A 17,511-nucleotide genomic window follows, 5' to 3' on the forward strand; every position below is an offset into this window, starting at 1 on the left:
CCGCCATGAGCGTGGAGCTGGACAATGAGCTGCTCAACGTCTTCCTGATCGAGGCACGCGAACTGCTTGAGACCCTGGGCGAACAGCTCGTGGATCTCGAGGCCTCGCCAGAAGATAGCGAGCTCCTGAACGCGGTATTCCGTGCGTTCCACACCGTAAAGGGCGGGGCGGGCTTCCTTGGCCTGAACGCCATGGTGGAACTGTGTCACCGCGCAGAAGATCTCCTGAATGAGGCGCGCAACGGCGCCATCATCCTCAATGCGGGCCTCATGGACGCGTTGCTGGAGTCGCTCGACCTGCTCAATGACATGATGCGCGCAGCGGATGCCGGTGTGCAGGCCGAGCCTGCGCCGCGTTCGTTGCTCGATCGTCTTGTCGTGCCCGGCCGCATCGCATCGGCTGCGCCGGTGGCGCTCGCGGTGCCGGTCAGCGCACCCAGGGCTATCGCCGCGACAGCTCCCGCCAAGTCCTACGATCCGATCGAAGATGAGTTCGAGGCGCTGCTGGATGCCGCGCGCACCGAGCGCGCACCGGCCGCCGCGCCTTCAGGCACCATCTCCGACGATGAGTTCGAAGCGCTGCTCGATTCACTCTATGGCACTGCCGCACCCGGCTCCGAAGGTGCCGTCGATGCACCGGCCGCGCCAGTCGTCGCCGAAACCGCGACGCCCGTCACCGCCGATAGCAACACGATCAGCGACGACGAGTTCGAAGCCCTGCTTGACCAGCTCTACGGCACCGGCGCCCCCAGCGGCTCCGCCCCGGCCGAGCCCGCCACCGCTCCTGCTCCTGCTCCTGTAGGAGCGAGCTTGCTCGCGATTCCCGAAGCCGAAACACCACCCCCCGCCGCATCCCAGCCGACCGCCACCAAAGCAAAACCGGCTGCAGCCCCCACAGAAAAACGCCAGCCCAGCGCCACTGCCGAAACCACCGTCCGTGTCGATACCCATCGCCTGGATAGCCTGGTCGACGCCGCCGGCGAACTGGTCCTGGTCCGCAACCGCCTGACCAACCTCGCCCCGCGCGGCAGCAACGATCCGATGGAGCGCGCCATCGGTGAACTCGAGCGCGTGGCCGAAGACCTGCAGAACGCCGTGCTACGCATGCGCATGCAGCCGGTCGGTAAACTGTTCTCGCGTTTCCCGCGTATCGTGCGCGATCTCGCCCGCCAGCTCGGCAAGGAAATCGAACTCGTTACCGAGGGCGAAGAAACCGATATCGATCGCACCGTCGTCGAGGCGCTGGCCGATCCGCTGGTGCATCTGCTGCGCAATTCGGTGGACCACGGCATTGAAATGCCCGATGTCCGCGAAGCCGAAGGCAAGCCACGCCTCGGCACCGTACGCCTCGCCGCCGGCCAGTATGGCGATCGCATCGTTATCACCGTAACCGACGATGGCAAGGGCATGGATCCCGAGGTCCTGCGCCGCAAGGCCGTCGAGAAAGGCCTGATGGATGAAGAGCAGGCCGCCCGTCTCGACGAGCGCGAATGCTACGAAATCGTCTTCAGGCCAGGTTTTTCCACGGCCAGCCAGGTGTCGGATATCTCCGGCCGTGGCGTGGGCATGGATGTCGTAAAGACCAAGATCGTCGAACTTGGCGGTACCCTGTCGATTGATTCGCGGGTCGGCCACGGCAGCACGGTACGCCTCTCGGTGCCGTTGACACTCGCGATCCTGCGCGTGCTGATGGTGCGCGTGGGCAACCGCTTGCTGAGCCTGCCGATGTCGAATGTCGCAGAAGTCTTTGAACTGGCCGACGGCCAGGTGCAGGAGCTGGATGGTCGGATCGTCGCCGCCCATCGCCAGCGCGCGCTACCGCTCGCCGATCTCGGCAACTGGGCTGGCGCCAAGGGCCGGGGCGGGCACGTCGTCGTCGTGCAGATCGGCCACCAGACCCTGGGTTGCCTGGTCGATGAAGTGCTCGGCCGCGAAGATGTCATGGCCAAGCCGCTTGGCCCGTTCCTGAAAGACGTGCCAGGCGTCGCCGGTGCGACCATCACGGGCGACGGTCGCATTTCGCTCGTGCTCGATCTCGCCGGCCTGGCCGACGATAGCGGCCAGGTGCTGCCCAGCCTGAGGATGGCCGTCTGATATGGATATCGTGAGCGTTGTCGGTACGATCCTGGCCTTCCTGGTCATCATCGTGGGAACCATCCTCAAGGGCTCGAGCCTCGACGCCCTGTGGAACCCGGCTGCGTTCGTCATCGTCTTCCTTGGCACCTTCGCCGCGCTGCTCGTGCAGACGCCTGGCACGGTGCTCAAGCGGGCCTGGGCCATGCTGCCCTGGGTTTACCGGCCACCGGATATCGAATCGGAGAACCTTGTCAGCCGCATCGTTGGCTGGAGCGAGATCTCCCGCCGCACGGGCTTGCTCGGTCTTGAACCGGCGATCGAGCGCGAACAAGACCCCTTCATCAAGAAGGGGCTTCAGCTTTTGGTGGATGGCACCGAGCCGGACGCGATGCGCTCCGTGCTCGAGGTCGAGGTCTTCACCCGCGAACATATTGATATCGAGGCGGCGAAAGTCTTCGAGAACGCGGGCGCGTATTCGCCCACGATGGGTATCATCGGCGCCGTGATGGGCCTGATGGCCGTCATGCAGAACCTGGCCGACCCGAGCAAGCTGGGCCACGGCATCGCGGCCGCCTTCGTCGCCACCATTTACGGTATCGGCCTCGCCAACCTGCTGGCGCTGCCGATGGCCGCACGCCTCAAAGGGCTGGCTCGCCAACGCTCGCAGATGCGCGAGATCCTGGTCGAAGGCCTTGTCTCGATCGCACAGGGCGATAACCCGCGGCACATCGAAAGCAAGCTGCAAGGGTTCCTGCAGTGAAGCGCCGCCACCACGAAGAACATATCAACCACGAGCGTTGGGCCATCCCCTATGGTGACCTGATCACGTTGTTGCTGGCGCTGTTCGTGGTGATGTACGCGGTATCCGCTGTCAACGAAACGAAGTTCCGCGTCATGGCGGCGTCGATCAACGAAGCCTTCAACGGCACCGGCAAGGTAATCGAACCGATCCGTGACAACGCGCCGGCTACGCAGGTGCCGCTGCCTAACCAGACGCGTTCGCCGACGGCCAGCCCTATCGCCAAGATCGATGTGCCTATTCCGCCGCGCAACCTGCCATTGCCGGGTCACGAAGGCGCCGCGGCTGAACGCCAGCCGGGCGAGAAGCGCCAGACGGCGCCGGCCGACAACAGCACGGTCGGCAAGACCGATGAGGCGAGCCTCAGCCAGATTTCAAAGGAAGTGCAGCGCGCCATGAAGCCGCTGATCGACAAGAGCCTGGTCAGCGTGCGGCAGACGCCGGACTGGCTTGAGATCGAGGTGCGCACGGATATCCTGTTCCCGGTAGGCGTCGCGAAGTTGCAACCTGCCGCGCAGGATGTCCTGCGTAAGCTAGCGAGCATCCTGGCGCCGTTCCCGAATGCCATGCGGGTCGAGGGATACACCGACAACACGCCGATCGCCACGGTCACGTTTCCTTCAAACTGGGAACTGTCCGCGGCGCGTGCCGCGACCGTCGCCCGGTTGCTTACCGAGCAGGGTGTGGACCCACACCGGGTCGGCATCATGGGGTGGGGTGAGTACCGCCCGACGACTTCGAACGCGACCGACGATGGGCGCAACCGCAATCGGCGCGTCGTGATCGTGGTGATGAGCGATAAGACGTCGCCGTCACCGTCGCCGTTGCCCACGACGGGAGTGGCGCCCTGATGCAGGTATGGGCTATCTCCAACCAGAAGGGCGGCGTCGGCAAGACCACTACGGCCATGTCGCTGGGCAGCATGCTGGCGGCCGACGGCAAGCGTACGTTACTGGTCGACATGGATCCGCACGCGTCGCTTTCCGGCTACATCGGCGTCGAAGGCGGCGCGCACGGTAGTGTCTTCGATCTCTTCGGCGTGAGCGGCAATCCGTTGCCCGCAGGCACCCTCGTGCATGCCACGCAATGGGATCGCCTCAGCGTGTTGCCTGCGTCGGCGGCCATGATCACGCTTGATCGGCACCTCGGCACCAAGCCCGGCATGGGCCTGGTGCTAAGCGCCGCCTTGGCCGAACTCGCGCCGGATTTTGACCATGTCCTGCTCGATTGCCCGCCGACGCTGGGCGTCCTGATGGTGAACGCGCTGGCGGCAAGTGATCGTCTGCTGGTGCCCACGCAAACCGAGGCGCTCGCCCTGGCGGGCCTCGAGCGGATGCTGCGCAGCCTGTCCATGATCGAACGCTCGCGCGGCAAGCCGATGCCGCGGACGATCGTGCCGACGCTGTTTGATGCGCGTACCCATGCATCCCGTGCTTGCCTGGTGCAATTGCGGGAGCAGTACGGTGATCTGGTCAGCGAAGCCGTCATTCCTACCGATACGCAGATTCGCGAAGCGAGCGCAGCGGGCGTGCCGCTGGCGTCATGGCCGGCCGCGCGTCGAGGCGGCCACGCTTACCGGCAACTGCTCGCCGAACTTCTCGCGAAGTCGGCCTCGTCCGTTACGGATGCGGCAGCGTGATCGGCAACATGAACGACGCCGAGCAAATCGTCGCCGACTACCTTGCCGAGCTGCTGACGCCGGCACCTGTCGTGGCGGACGAGTCGCCGGCCCAGGTCCAGGTGGTCGCCATCGAATCGTGGCGTAACACGGCGCCGGTGCAGGAGTCCGAAGCGGCATCCCAGCCGCCGCGTTATCTTTTGTGTGTAGCCGCCGGAGTCAAGGTCGCGGTCGCCATGGCGGACATCACGCACATGTTGCCGATGCCGCCGCTCACGCCGCCGCGAAATACGAATCCCGTATGTCTTGGCCGCTGGCGCCACCCTAGCGGTGAAGCACGGGTCGCCGATCTCGCCGCGATTCTCTCGCCGGATATGGCCGGCGCCCATGCACCCACGCTGGTGTTGCTCGGCGATCGGCGCTGGGCGCTGGCGTGTGAAGTGACGGACGAGCCGGTCGAGATCGACAGTGCGAGCGTGATGTGGCGTGATGGCGCCGCCACCCGACCCTGGCTCGCGGGTATGTCCAAAGAACTGCGGTGTGGCGTCATCGGCACCACCGCCCTCATCGCATGGCTGGAACAGGAGCTTGGCCCGTGAGCGCTGTAAAACCCGAAGGCCAGGGTCCCTGGCTTGGCTTCTCCCTCAAGGGGCAGCAGTACGCCGTGTCGTTGACCGCCGTGCGCGAAGTGATCCGTCCCGGCGATATCACACCCGTGCCGGGATCGCCGTCGGATGTGCTCGGTATCGTCAACCTGCGCGGCCAGATCGTGCCGGTGCTCGACGGCCGCCGCCGGTTTGGCCTGGATGGCGAAGCGGCCGCTGACGAGCTGGATGCCCAGCGGGTGATCGTATTCGACGACGCCGGTACGATTGTTGGCCTGCGCATCGACGTCATCGGCGACATGCTGCAGTTCGACCCGGCGGCGATCGCGCCCCCTCCGCCCGGCCGCGCGGCCCGCCGCGACGACCCGGTCAGCGGCGTCATCACCCGCGACGATGGCTTCATCGCCCTGGTCGACGTAGGCCGCCTCTGCCGCGCCTGACAAAAATAAACAAATACTGAATAAAAACGGTCGGAAAAATCATCTTCCGACAAATCAGCGGTAGCCTATTGTCCGTGAAGGAGTTTTTCATCGACCTCTTGCGACAGGATCGGCCGCCATGTCTGCTATTACCGATGCTCTGAACCGTCGGGGCGCCTTGCCTGCAGCCGAGCTCTATCGGCTGGTCGCCGAAAGTGTCGGCACAGAGCGCAGTTTCCAGCGCGCGGTAAAGGCTGAGCCAGACGTACTTCGAATCGGTCAAACGACCCGTCGTGTCTATGCCGTGTCTCGCCCGGCCATCCAGCCAGCGCCCATCGTGATCCGGGACGAAGAGGGCGTAGACCGAGAAGTCGCTACGTTGGTCGCCCTCGCGGCTGGTCAGTGGTGGGTGAACATGGCCTCCGGTGCGCCCGACTGGATGCGCATAGGTGAACGGGAAGGGACTTCCGGCGTGTTCCAGGGGTTGCCCTGGTATCTCGAAGCCTTCCGCCCCGCCGGCTTCCTTGGCCGCGCGTGGGTGCGCGAACATGCTCACGCACATGGATGGACGCTCGACGTCAATGCCTGGACGGAAGACCAGGTGGTGTCGGCCGCGCTCCAGCAAGCGTGGGACTGGCGCGGAAACCTGGGTCTTGCGCGTATCGTCGAGGTGAATGACGGACCTATAGCCGCTGACGCGCGTCGTGCCATTTACGCTGAGCGCGCCAGACAAGTACTCGACGGCATCATGGTGGGTGCGTCGGCGGATGGCGAACAGCCGAAGTTCACCGCCGTGGTCGATGATGGGGTGGGCTATGCGCCGCGTGCCGTCCTGGTGAAGTTTTCCCCGCCCCTTGCGAACGATCCTGCGGCACAGCGCTGGGGCGACATCATGGTCACGGAAGGCATTGCGGCACAGGTCATGGCATCGCACGGCGTGAATGCTGCGCCGACCCAGGTCTGGAAGCACGATGACCGGATCTGGCTTGAGACAGATCGATTCGACCGGGTCGGCAAGCACGGCCACAAAGGCATGGCATCCCTAAGGTCATTGGCGCAGACCCTGGGCTACATGGGACCCCAGAACGGCTGGGTCGGCGCGGCGGAACACCTCGAGCGCCGGGGCGCGATCGGTCGCGCGCAGATGGAGCAGGTGCAGCACCTTGCATCGATCGGTCACCTGCTGGCGAACACCGACATGCACATGGGCAATCTCTCCTTCCTGCTTTCGAGCAAACACGCGCCGCTTCTATCGGTAGCCCCCGCGTATGACATGACACCCATGCGCTGGGTACCCGCCCCGAGCGGCAATGTTCCAGCCCTTGTGCCAGAGCCCCCGCCCAGGGTGGACGATCCGAAGGCCTTGCTGATTGCACGCGACGTATGGGACGAGACGGCGCGCCATGAACTGGTTAGCGCGGACTGGTCGAAATGGGCCGCCGACCGCGCGGCCCGCTTGAAGGCTTTGCTCCAGTAGGAACTTGCTCGCGCGCGATCCCTAGTGCGCCACGATTCAATGCGCTACCGTGTCCCCGTTATCCCGGAGCCCACACCCGCATGAACGCTGCCGTCATTGGCTACGTGCTGATCGCACTCGCCGCCCTGAACCTCATCGGCCTGCTGCTCGTGTTCCGCCGGTTGGGCCATGCGCCCGTGCAGGCTCCGAAGCCGGTGGTCGCCATGGACCCGGAAGTGACCGAGCCCGAGCCGACGCCGGCCGCGGTCGCCCCTGGTGTTCAGCCAGACCAGCTGGTAAACATGCTTCGCCGTCTGGAAAACCGCCTCGGCGATATCGAAGATCAGGTCCGTCGTACGCCGGCCGTTTCGATCGCCTCCGAACCCGGCACCGCCAGCGACCGCGCCCTCGCACTCGCGCAGCGCCTCGCCCGCCAGGGCGCATCACCGCAGGATATCGCCGAAACCTGCGGCATCTCGCTAACGGAAGCCGAGCTGTTGCATCGTCTGCACTCCGCGCGCTAATTGCTCGTTGTGGGAGCGCACTTGTGCGCGACATCTTTCGCGACGGCGCAGCGGGGCCCGTGGCGTTCCCACGCGCGGCAAACCGCGTGAAAACTCAGAATTCTTCTATCGACGTCGATCTACCCGTCCGCCTTAGCTACCGCTCCAACCGATAATTCAAACTCGTCCGGCTGAAATCGGTCGCGTTCTGCGCTTCGAAGTTCCAGCGGTGGCTGAAAAGGTAACGCAGTGTGATCACCTGGCCGGGATCGAACAGGCCGGCGCCATCGTGAGATAGAGGCGGCGCGAATTGACAGTGCACCATCACTCATGTCGATAGCTCAATCCTCCGGCATCGAACGTGTGATTTTGATCACATGTGCGGAAGATCGCACGAAAACTCAGAATTCTTCTATTTTCACACCATGAAGCTGGCCGCTATCTTGCGCACCCTTTCTCACGGAGTGCGATATGAAGAAGCCAGTGGATGCTTGGCGCCCTCGTTGCGCAAACATTTCGATCGTCGCCTTGGCGACCCTTTGTGGTGTTCTGGCGTTTCCGTCAGCCACGTACGCAACGCAAGCGTTGAGCGTTCAACTCAGTACACCCTATCTCCACGATGCCGAGCGAGCAGCGATTGTTCACGTGGATATCGAAAATACCGGCGACGAGGACCTGACCCTTTTCGTATGGGACACGCCCTTCGCCCAGGCTGCAGGCAGGCTCCCGAAGCCAATATTCGAAGTATCCGACGCGAGCGGAAAACGCGCCTCGTACGTTGGTCGCTGGGTTAACGTCGGCCGCTTGCACGCGGAGGACTTCGTCGTGCTACATCCCGGCGAACGTCGGTCTGGCGACGTCGATCTACTGCAGGAGTACGACTACGGTAACGGAGGCGCGTTCGCCGTCCGCTACGTGCTTCCTCTTGATCGAGAGCCCGATCCGAGCGTGGTCAGTGCCCAGCAGTACGCGACGTTCCGCCACAACACACTGAAAGAGGTGATATCAAACGAGACCGTCATTCTGGTCGATGGCCCCGTCCGCCGCATAACGGCGGCTACGGGCGACGAGTGCACGCAGGAGCAGCGCGATACGATCTACTCAGCCAGGAGTCGTGCGTTTGATAGAGCGTTTGCGGCAGAGGGGCATATGTATGAGCGGTACAAGGAAATAAAAGGCCCCGACGGGAAGTACCACACCGTCTTCATGCCTCACCCGCGATACGAGCGCTGGTTCGGCGTGCACGACGACGGGCACATGCTCGATCAGGAAGGATGGCTTGAAAGCGACAACGGTCACGCATATACGACCGCGCGGAAGATTTCGAGTCGCATACTCGGTGGGCCTGGCCATCAGCTCAAGCCAAAATGCGGTTGCCCGGGATATCCGCCGACTACACCTGCTTGGGCAGAGGCGGATTCACCATACATCATTCATTTCTGCGATCTATTCTTCAGCTTGCCGGAGACGGGGTGGCCGACGTCGCGGGCCGGCACGGTCGTTCACGAGTACTCACATTTCAATGCGGGATTCGAAGGCGCGCAAGATTACGTCTATGGCGTTAGGCAAGTTGAAGAACTCGCTAAGAAGGACAGATGGAAAGCGGTGCGGAATGCTGACTCCTTTGAATTCTACGTCATGGATACAACGCCCTACGACGAGCTCGGCGAAGACGCTGACTCAGCGAAGAAAATCGACATTACCGACGAAGGTAGGTCTCGGTAGCTGACTAGCCCGTAGACCACGGATGACGCCCCGGGTGTGATGCTCCGGGGCGTTGCCCGCGTCTACCGCTCCAACCGATAATTCAAACTCGTCCGGCTGAAATCGGTCGCGTTCTGCGCTTCGAAGTTCCAGCGGTGGCTGAAGAGGTAACGCAGTGTGATCACCTGGCCGGGATCGAACAGGCCAACGCCGTAGCTGAGGTAGAGGCGGGGCGAGAGGTATTTGCCTACGGTGAAGGCGGATGTGCCGCCGAGTGCGTCGTTGTTGCTTACGCCAATGTCATCGACGCCGATGCGTGAGCCGACGCTCTTTGCGAGAAGATCGCCCGCCGCCGATCCCAGTGCCTGGGCGGCAGCGCCAACCATGTTGCCTTCGCCGCCCTTCACTTGCGACAGCGGCTTGCCGGTGACGAGATAAGAAAGTGCATCGGATTGTTCCATGACCGGGTTCGAGAACACGGTGAGTATCGGGCGACGCGCGGTGCCGGAGACATACAGGCCGACCTTCTGCCCATCATCAATGGTGGCGTTCGGGTTGAGCGTGCGCGCCGCGCGAATGTTGAGACCCGGGTTGTCGATCGGCGTGCTGGCGAACAGCAGCTGGCCCTGTTCGATGCGCAGATCCTGGCCGTAGGCCTTGTAGGTACCGTCGACGGTGACCTGGCCCTGGCCGGTCGTGGCGCGGCCGGGGCGTTCGCGTACATCGAGGATGCCGGTAATCCGGCCATCGATGCCGAAGCCGACGAGATGCAGCTTCTGGCCGAGATCGACGCTGATGTCCGCCGTGATCGGCGACGCTTCCGCTGCGGCTTCCTGAGCTTTGTCATCCACGACGACCACATCGGCCGAGGCCTTGGTGGCACCTGAACCCGGTAAGCGTTCGACGTTCACGTCAGCCAGGTCGATGCCGACCTTGCCGGTGACGTTCATGCCCTTCGTATCCTGCACGATCGTGAGGTGGGGCGAGACGATGGCTTTCGCCGCCGGGATATCGACGGCGGTGAACTTCGAGCCCTCGATGCCTAGGCGCATTTGCGCGCCAGCGCCCAGAGCGGCTGTGCCCTTGATCCCCAACGTACCATCGCCGGACCGGATCGTTCCATCGATGGCGTAGTTCGTCGCATCGGTGGTGCTGACACTGACCCGGCCGTCATGCAACTTCAAGCCGGCACTGGGCACTTCGGCGGCGAATCCCGCCAGCAAGGCCTGTCCGGTAATCGCCGGTGCGGCGACCGTGCCGCCCAGGTTGAAGTTCGCGTCGAGGCCACCCTTCACCGCATCAAGTTCGGTGGTGAATAGTTCGATGACCGAGAGGTTCTTCAGGTGCAGGGCGACATTGCCACCGAGCGCCTGCTGCGCGCCGCTCACCGTGACATTGCCCGCCAGCGTGCCGCCGTCATTGAGCGACGCATTGACAGTAACGCGCTGGTTATCCGGTGCGAGCTGGGCGTTCAGCGCCAGGTTGTCGTAGACGAGCAAGGGCTGCTCGCTGCGATCCGGGTAGATGACCGACCCATGCGGCGAGGTGATATTGGCCTGACCGGAGAGCGCGCCGGCTGCGGTACGGCGAATGGACCCATCGCCTTCGATCGTGCCGTCTGCGCGGATCGGTGTATTCCCTGCTTCCGCAGCCGTCATGATCAACGCTAGCGGTACCTTGCGTAGTCGGTAGCTAGCATCGAGGTTGCCGCCCTTGTCCTGGTTGGCGGCGACGCAGAGCAGGGGGTCACCCGCCGTGAGGCACAGGTCGCTCATGCGCATGGCGCCGTCTTTATAGGCGAGCTGGCTCGCGTTCTGCAGACGGAACTGCGGCAGGCCCTGGAACGTGATGTTCAGCGCGGAAAGCGTGCCGTTCCACGCGTTGTCCTTGTACGAGCCGGATAGCTTCAGGTCCGTAGTGAGAGGCCGGCCGCGTGCATCAATCGTTAGCTGGTGTTGCGCTTGCGTACCGTTGGCATTCACCGCAATGTGATCGAAGATCAGGCCGCCAGTATTGGCGCCGGTCGCCACGACATCGAATTTTCCGCCCGGCGCGCTGATGTCAGGAATATCTGCGTTGACGGTAAGCGCATCGACCTTCTGTCCTGCGTACACGAGGGCATTGCCACGGATGTCGGCCTTCACCGCGAGCTTGGGCACCGTGCCCTTCGCGTTGATCGTGCCCTGGACGCGACCGCCGGCGTCCGGAAGCCAATCGCCCAGCGAGGTGATCGCCAGCTTCAGCTGTGCGTCGTTCGCCGTATCGCCCTTCGCATCGAGAGAAATCGTGCTGCCACCCGAGGCGAGGTCGAGCTTGCCATTCACGACCTCGTGCGGCTTCAGTTCGAGCTTGCCGTTGCCGCGCAGCGGCCGTTGGCGCAGCGTGCCATCCAGCTTGCGCAGGTCGAGTGTGCCGAGTGGTTCGTCATTGACGAGCCGACCTTCCGTCGAAAGATCGAGGTTGAGCGCACCCGCCCATTCGGCGAGAAGCTGGCCGGGATCGAAGCGATCGCCCTTCACATCGAGCTTCCACGCGATGCCAGGCTTCAGCGTGATGCTGCCACTAGCGGCGAGGTCGCCGTTCGGCTGTTTGAGTTCGAGGGTGTGGATATCGATCACTTCGGGTTTGCCATTCACGTCGAGCGTGAACTTGCCGAGGTGATCGGGAGGCCCGATATCAACATCGCCGAGCGCGTGATAGCTCTCCGCGCCGCCTTCAAACGTGAGCTTGCCGGTGCTTGCCAGCACCTGGCCCGCGACATCTTCCGGTACGAGTACGTCCTTCCACTGCAGCTGAAGGTTCGCCGTGAGCGGGTTCGCGGCGATCTCCACCGTGCCCTTCGCGGTAAGCGAGCCCTTCACCTGCGGCGAGCCCACGGTGAGTTCGTTCAACGCGAGCCGCTTGTAATCGTGGTCGAAGGCCGCATCGATGGGGGCAAGACGTACCTGGTAGTCGTTGAGCCCGACATCGCCCGTGAGCTTCGCGCCGTAGCGGTCACCTGAGCCGCGCAACGCCAGGCTCAATGCCTCCAGGCTGCTATCGCCAAGAAGTGGCTTCGGATTGAAGCGGGGCGCGTCGATCGATGCGGTCCAGGCGAAATCGCCGCTCTGCACGAGGTTCGCGTCTACCTGCGCGACGAACGGCAGGCGTAGCTTGATGATCGTGTGCGCCTTAGCGCCGTCGCTATGCGCTTCCAGGTCGCCCGCATAGTCGATATCGCCCACCTTCCACTGGAAGCTGGCCTTGCCGTTGCCTTTATAGCCTTTGCCCACGGCGAGGTTGCCGCCCAGGTCAGCCTGGCCATCGGGCGCACGCAGGGCAAGCCGGCTTACCGCGATGCCCCTGACCGTCCACGACGCGGCGAGATCGAGTGAGTTCGATTCGAATACGGGCTGCCCCGCCTGGGTGATCTTGACGTGGCCCACCTTCGCGTTATCGAGCACGATATCGAGCGGCGGATTCAGGGAGAACGGCTCGCTGGGCTCGTTAGTGTCAGGCTTGCTCGGCGGTAGCGCTACATCGACCCCATCGACAGTGAGCGTGTACACATGCGCCGTCTTGCGGAGCAGGGCGCCGAAGGAGAAATCCACGTGCGCCGTCGCGATGCGCACATCGAGGCCTTCAGCATCCTTGTAGCGCACGCCGGAAAGATCAAGCGGCCCGGCAAGCCGGCCTTCCGCCTGCGCGACGCTGAGGGCGTTATCGGTAAAGCCACCAGCCTGGCCGAGGGCGAAGCGAAGACCGCTGGCCGTTCCGACGAGCCACCATACGCCCAGGGCGATCACCACAAGAAGGGTGGCCAGCGCGATGCCAACACGGATCAACCATTTCATACCCGCGCCCCTCACAGATCCGGCCCGATCACGACATGCAGGTGGATGCCATGCTCGTTCTTGTCCTGCACCGGCACGGCCACGTCGAAGCGGATCATGCCGACGGGCGAGAGCCAGCGTACGCCGAGGCCGGCGCCGACGCGCGGGTGGTAATCCGTGCCAGTGAAGGCGTTGCCCGCGTCGACGAACGCAGCCATGCCCCAGTTGCGGGTGAAGTAATGTTCGACCTCGGTGCTGCCGACGAGGAGGCTTTCGCCGCCGATCACGCGGCCATACGCATTGCGCGGACCAATGCTCTCAAAGTCGTAGCCACGCACGCTGCGATCACCACCCGCGAAGAAGCGCAGCTGCGGGGGCAGGGCGCTGAAATCATCCGTCCAGGTCTTACCGGCGGTGCCGCGCAGGATCAACCGGTTGCGACCCCAGAACGACTGGATCCATTTCGCATCGCCCATCACCGTGGAGAAGCGCGCATCGGACAGCAACGTGCCGACGGTGCTGCGTGCGGTCAGCGTCAGCGACCAGCCGCTGCGCACGAACGTCGGGTTGTCGCCCTTCTTCTTGCTGAGCGAGACCTCGGGGTAGAGCAGCGTGCTGCGGCCGTGCTCCAGGCCTTCGGCGTTATCGCCTTCGCCACCACGCTTGCCAACGGTGAAGGTGCCGGTGAGCGCGTTCATGCCGATCGTGCGGGTCCAGCCATGCCACAACCGCGTTTCGTTAGCGACCAGCTGCAACGTGCGCGACTTCGAGGTGACGGTGTTCGCGTCGCGGTAGTTCGCACCGAAGTTAAAGCTGCGCTGGTTGGGGCCTGGCATGGGAATCTGGTAGAGCGTGGAAAGCGTCTTCAGGCGCTGGGCCACCACCAGTTCGTTCTTCCACTTATGTCCGCGATCATTGATCCAGCGCTTTTCGATGCCACCGCGCAGGCCGACGCCGGTATCCGTGCCGAAGAACGGGCCGCCGGTATAGATGGTGCGCTTGGCCGGGGCCAGCTCGACGTTGATGTCGACCGTGCCGTTCTTTGCGTCATCCGTATCCGGGATGACGTTGACCACCGCGAAGTAATCGGCGCCATTCAACGCCTGTTGGAGCTGGAGCAACTGGTCTTGCGAAAAGTAGTCGCCGCTCTTGAACGGCAGGTAGCGGTCGAGGAACCCATCGCGGAACTGTGAATTCTTGAAATTCACCTGGCCGTAACGATAGCGCTGGCCCACCTCCCAGGCGAGGTCGACCTTCGCGCTGTGCTCGGCGCGGTTCACTTCTACGCGGTGGGTCACGAGGCGCGCGTCGAGGAAGCCGGTGGCGGTGAGCGCGCCGCTGACAGCATCACGGGCCGCATCGTACTGCCCGTCGTTCATCGGCTTGTCTTTCAGGTTGTTTACGCCGCGCAGAGCGCGGCGGATCACCGGCACCTTCGCCGCCGTGTCGTCGACGACGACATTCACCTCAGTGACTTTGACGGGCAGGCCAGGGACAACATGCAGGGTCACCTGCCAGTTGTTGCCGACCTGCTTGAGGTCGCCCGTGGCGGTGGCCTCGTAGTAGCCGTAGGGCCGCAAGGATGCCTGGACCTGCTCGGGCGCATTCGCATAAAGGCGCCGGATCTGCGCATCGGTGACATCGCGGGCGGCGTACTGGCTCAGTTCGACGCCGGCGACGACGGCGTTCTTCAGGTTCTCATCGACCCCATCCACATTCAGCACGACGCCCGCATGGGCAGCGGCGGGGAGGATGAGGAACCACGGCAGAAGCAGCAGTCCATGGCGTCTGGTCAGGCGCATCTGCGTCCTTCTGTCGTGATTGTTTTAGCCGGCTTCGTCGCCTGATTGGTGAGCGATCCATGCCCCTGCCATAGCTGAAACATACGGGATCGACTGTGCTGCGAGGATGAACATCCACAGCGTGCTTTCCACGTATTGCGTCCCGTAGTGCGTGGCCATGCCAACGATGGCGAGCAGCAGGGCCAGCGCCATGAGGACTTCCTCACGAACGGGGCTGAACGCGGCGAAGCCGCTGCCACCCATACGGCGGCTCTTGGCCGTGACCACGAACGCGGTCTTCTCCCGGGTGAGACCGTGCAGGATGCCGCGCGCGATGGCGTGCGACAGGCCCATGCTGGCCACGGAGGCCATGATCGTGTCGTACCAGCTGCATGGGACGCGGGCGCGGTACAGCACCACGCCAAAGATGGCCTTGGCGAAGAAGAACCCGATGACCGGGATCATGAACAGCTGCATGGGCAGGTTGAAGTAGTCCGGTGCGGCGATCATGCCAGCGGTCCAGAACAAGCCCATCATCGTGAAGATGTAATGCAGCGCATCCGCGAACCAGCTGAACCAGCCCGTGAGGAAATGGAAACGCTGGCCGGCCGTCAGCGGGCCCTTGCCGGTCATCCAGCGCCAGCGCCCCTTCAGGATCTGCATCGCACCGAACGCCCAGCGGTAGCGTTGGCTCTTGTAGGCCTTGAAATCCGCCGGGGTTAGGCCCTTGCCCATGAGTTCGTCGACGTACACCAGCTCATAGCCGGCGTGCATGAGACGCAGGCCGAGTTCGGCATCCTCGCAGATCGTCCATTCCGACCAGCCACCGGTGCCTTCCAGGGCCGAGCGGCGGACCATGGTCATGGTGCCGTGCTGGATGATCGCGTTGCGCTCGTTGCGATGATGCATGCCGATGCGGAAGAAGCCGTCGTATTCCCACGCGGTCATGCGCCGGAAGCGGTTCTTCTCGAAATCGCGGTGGGCCTGCGGGCACTGGACCACGGCCACCTTCGGATCGTGGAAGTAGCCGGTCAGGGTCGAGAGCCAGTCTTCACGTACCGCGTAATCGGCATCGATGACCGCCACCACGTCAGCGCGTTCGTCGGTCGCGGTGAGGCCGAAGTTCAGCGCACCCGCCTTGTAGCCCGGCCAGGGTTCAAGGTGGAAGAAGCGGAACTTCGCGCCCAGCTTCGCGCAATATTCCTCGACCGGCTTCCACACGGCTGGGTCCTTGGTGTTGTTATCCAGCACCAGGACTTCATAGTTTTCGTAGTCGAGCGCGGCCAGCGAATCCAGGGTGAGCTGGACCATCTCCGGCGGCTCGTTGTGGCAGGCCAGGTGGATCGACACGAACGGCTGCCGCTCCACCGGATCGGGCGGCAGCATGCCAGCGTGGCGGATCCACTTCCGCCGCCACAGGACTTCGGTGAACTCGAAGCCGTTGATGAGCAGGATGCTCAGGATGGCGATCTGCGCGGGGAACAGCAGGATCAGCATCGCCCAGTCGAACGGGCCGAGGTAGAAGTTGAAGGGCAGGGTGGCCGACCAGACGATCAGGCCGCAGGCCAGCTGGATCAGCCCCATCATGAACAGCAGGCCGCCCAGCTTGAAACGGCGGAAGGCGATGCCGAACCACAGCATGGGGATGAGCGCGAGCGCCGAGGCGGCAAGCGCCTTCCAGGGCCACTTCACGTCCTCGGTCACGGGCCCCTTGAACGGGAATTTCGGCTGGCGATCGGCATTGAACATGCCCCAGTACGCACCGGTGCGGCCTTCACCCAGGTTCTCCTTCCAGGGCTGGTCGATCGCTTCCAGTACGTAGTAGTCGTCGATCCCGTTGATCCGGGCCTGGTTGAAGAACGAGCGCAGGAAGATCGCCTCGTTCGACACGCTGGGGTAGGCGCGCTTGAAACGATCGCCGTTGGAGGGCCAGCCGATCTCGCCGATGACCACGTGCTTGCCGGGGAAGCGCGCCTTGAGGGCCTTGTAGCTCTCAATGGCATCGACCACGCCGTCACGGGCAGGGATACCGTTCCAGTACGGGAACAAGTGGACGGTGATGAAATCGACGTGGTTGGCGAGCTCGGGGTTGAGCAGCCAGATATGGAACGGCTCGGCGACCGATACCGGCTGCTTCACGGCGGCGCGGACGCGATCCAGGTAACCCATGACCTGTTCGGGCTTGAGGTCGCCGCGGAACAGCACTTCGTTGCCGACGATGACCCGGGTGATGGTCTTGGGATAACGATGGGCCTGGGCGATCAGCGCATCGATTTCACGCTCGTTATTTTCCAGGCGCGCATCGATAAGAGCGCCCGCCATGAGGTCGAGGCCTTCCTTGTCCGCGAGCCGGGCGACCTGCGGGTTCTCCAGTACGGAGTAGGTGCGGATCCGTGGCGAGTACTGCTTGATCAGGCGCAGGTCGCTATCGATTTCCGGGTCGGTCGAAACATCGCCCTTCATCGGGTTCTGGTAGCGCTGGTACGCGGTGAACGCGAAGCCAGGGACCGGCGCATTCCAGTCGGCGGGGCCGTTCGGCAGGTTGGCCACGAGCCACAGGCCGAAGTTCAGGCCGGCGACGACGATCGCCAGGATCACCGCGACAAGGATGGGGTGGCTTCGGTCGGTCGTGGTCGCAGCGCTCAAAAACATTCCCCGGACCGGTCGGCCCCCGAGTGGCTTTCAACAAGGTAACCGGGGGAGCTTAACGAACGGTGCCGAATGGCTCAACGCCGGGAT

General features: G+C 63.7%; 13 protein-coding genes. 9 read left to right on the forward strand and 4 right to left on the reverse strand.

The features are described from left to right. Positions 1-5 precede the first annotated feature (5 nt). The 8 genes from VGN46_RS14725 (at position 6) to VGN46_RS14760 (ending at position 7,496) form a co-directional block, all read left to right on the forward strand. Positions 6-2,093: a chemotaxis protein CheA gene (locus tag VGN46_RS14725; RefSeq protein ID WP_331644490.1), complete on the forward strand. Its 2,088-nt coding sequence runs from the start codon at positions 6-8 to the stop codon at positions 2,091-2,093. Position 2,094: 1 nt separating this feature from the next. After that, a complete protein-coding gene (locus tag VGN46_RS14730) occupies positions 2,095-2,835 on the forward strand; it encodes a flagellar motor protein (protein ID WP_331644492.1) in 741 nt (246 codons plus the stop codon). Then, complete coding sequence (gene motD / locus VGN46_RS14735; protein WP_331644494.1) at positions 2,832-3,725, forward strand: flagellar motor protein MotD; 894 nt, start codon at positions 2,832-2,834, stop codon at positions 3,723-3,725. The genes VGN46_RS14730 and motD overlap by 4 nt, the downstream gene beginning before the upstream one ends. Then, positions 3,725-4,513, forward strand: coding sequence for a ParA family protein (locus tag VGN46_RS14740; RefSeq protein ID WP_331644496.1), 789 nt, complete (start codon positions 3,725-3,727; stop codon positions 4,511-4,513). The genes motD and VGN46_RS14740 overlap by 1 nt, the downstream gene beginning before the upstream one ends. Further along, positions 4,510-5,091: a hypothetical protein gene (locus tag VGN46_RS14745; RefSeq protein ID WP_331644498.1), complete on the forward strand. Its 582-nt coding sequence runs from the start codon at positions 4,510-4,512 to the stop codon at positions 5,089-5,091. Before VGN46_RS14740 ends, VGN46_RS14745 begins: the two co-directional genes overlap by 4 nt. Continuing rightward, a complete protein-coding gene (locus VGN46_RS14750; RefSeq protein ID WP_331644500.1) occupies positions 5,088-5,537 on the forward strand; it encodes a chemotaxis protein CheW in 450 nt (149 codons plus the stop codon). Before VGN46_RS14745 ends, VGN46_RS14750 begins: the two co-directional genes overlap by 4 nt. A gap of 118 nt (positions 5,538-5,655) precedes the next feature. After that, positions 5,656-6,993 carry a HipA domain-containing protein gene (locus tag VGN46_RS14755; protein WP_331644502.1) on the forward strand — a complete coding sequence of 446 codons (1,338 nt, stop codon included), beginning with the start codon at positions 5,656-5,658 and terminating at the stop codon, positions 6,991-6,993. A gap of 80 nt (positions 6,994-7,073) precedes the next feature. After that, positions 7,074-7,496: a DUF2802 domain-containing protein gene (locus tag VGN46_RS14760; protein ID WP_331644503.1), complete on the forward strand. Its 423-nt coding sequence runs from the start codon at positions 7,074-7,076 to the stop codon at positions 7,494-7,496. A 136-nt stretch (positions 7,497-7,632) separates the two neighbouring features. Here the strand turns inward: VGN46_RS14760 and VGN46_RS14765 are convergent, their stop codons facing one another. Next, on the reverse strand, positions 7,633-7,800 hold the full coding sequence (locus VGN46_RS14765; protein WP_331644505.1) for a hypothetical protein: 168 nt from the start codon (positions 7,798-7,800) through the stop codon (positions 7,633-7,635). 320 nt (positions 7,801-8,120) lie between these two features. Between VGN46_RS14765 and VGN46_RS14770 the strand changes: the two genes are divergently transcribed. Beyond that, on the forward strand, positions 8,121-9,200 hold the full coding sequence (locus tag VGN46_RS14770; RefSeq protein ID WP_331644507.1) for a M35 family metallo-endopeptidase: 1,080 nt from the start codon (positions 8,121-8,123) through the stop codon (positions 9,198-9,200). 62 nt (positions 9,201-9,262) lie between these two features. Here VGN46_RS14770 and VGN46_RS14775 read toward each other — a convergent pair whose 3' ends face one another. The 3 genes from VGN46_RS14775 to VGN46_RS14785 are packed head-to-tail and all read right to left on the reverse strand — an operon-like array spanning position 9,263 to position 17,418. Continuing rightward, entirely contained in the window at positions 9,263-13,012 is a 3,750-nt protein-coding gene (locus VGN46_RS14775; RefSeq protein WP_331644509.1) for a translocation/assembly module TamB domain-containing protein, read from the reverse strand. Between the two features lie 11 nt (positions 13,013-13,023). After that, the gene (locus VGN46_RS14780) at positions 13,024-14,793 is read right to left on the reverse strand and encodes an autotransporter assembly complex family protein (RefSeq protein ID WP_331644511.1); all 1,770 of its coding nucleotides are present in this window, start codon (positions 14,791-14,793) and stop codon (positions 13,024-13,026) included. A gap of 24 nt (positions 14,794-14,817) precedes the next feature. Beyond that, positions 14,818-17,418, reverse strand: coding sequence for a glycosyltransferase family 2 protein (locus tag VGN46_RS14785; protein ID WP_414675261.1), 2,601 nt, complete (start codon positions 17,416-17,418; stop codon positions 14,818-14,820). Positions 17,419-17,511 lie beyond the last annotated feature (93 nt).

The organism is Luteibacter sp. (genome assembly GCF_036500425.1).
GTDB lineage: Bacteria > Pseudomonadota > Gammaproteobacteria > Xanthomonadales > Rhodanobacteraceae > Luteibacter.

Excerpts from the sequence above, each read along its gene's own strand:
- VGN46_RS14725 (WP_331644490.1), top strand. The coding sequence starts at position 6 with ATGAGCGTGGAGCTGGACAATGAGCTGCTCAACGTCTTCCTGATCGAG.
- VGN46_RS14730 (WP_331644492.1), top strand. The coding sequence starts at position 2,095 with ATGGATATCGTGAGCGTTGTCGGTACGATCCTGGCCTTCCTGGTCATC.
- VGN46_RS14740 (WP_331644496.1), top strand. The coding sequence starts at position 3,725 with ATGCAGGTATGGGCTATCTCCAACCAGAAGGGCGGCGTCGGCAAGACC.
- VGN46_RS14755 (WP_331644502.1), top strand. The coding sequence starts at position 5,656 with ATGTCTGCTATTACCGATGCTCTGAACCGTCGGGGCGCCTTGCCTGCA.
- VGN46_RS14760 (WP_331644503.1), top strand. The coding sequence starts at position 7,074 with ATGAACGCTGCCGTCATTGGCTACGTGCTGATCGCACTCGCCGCCCTG.
- VGN46_RS14765 (WP_331644505.1), bottom strand. The coding sequence starts at position 7,800 with ATGGTGCACTGTCAATTCGCGCCGCCTCTATCTCACGATGGCGCCGGC.
- VGN46_RS14775 (WP_331644509.1), bottom strand. The coding sequence starts at position 13,012 with ATGAAATGGTTGATCCGTGTTGGCATCGCGCTGGCCACCCTTCTTGTG.
- VGN46_RS14780 (WP_331644511.1), bottom strand. The coding sequence starts at position 14,793 with ATGCGCCTGACCAGACGCCATGGACTGCTGCTTCTGCCGTGGTTCCTC.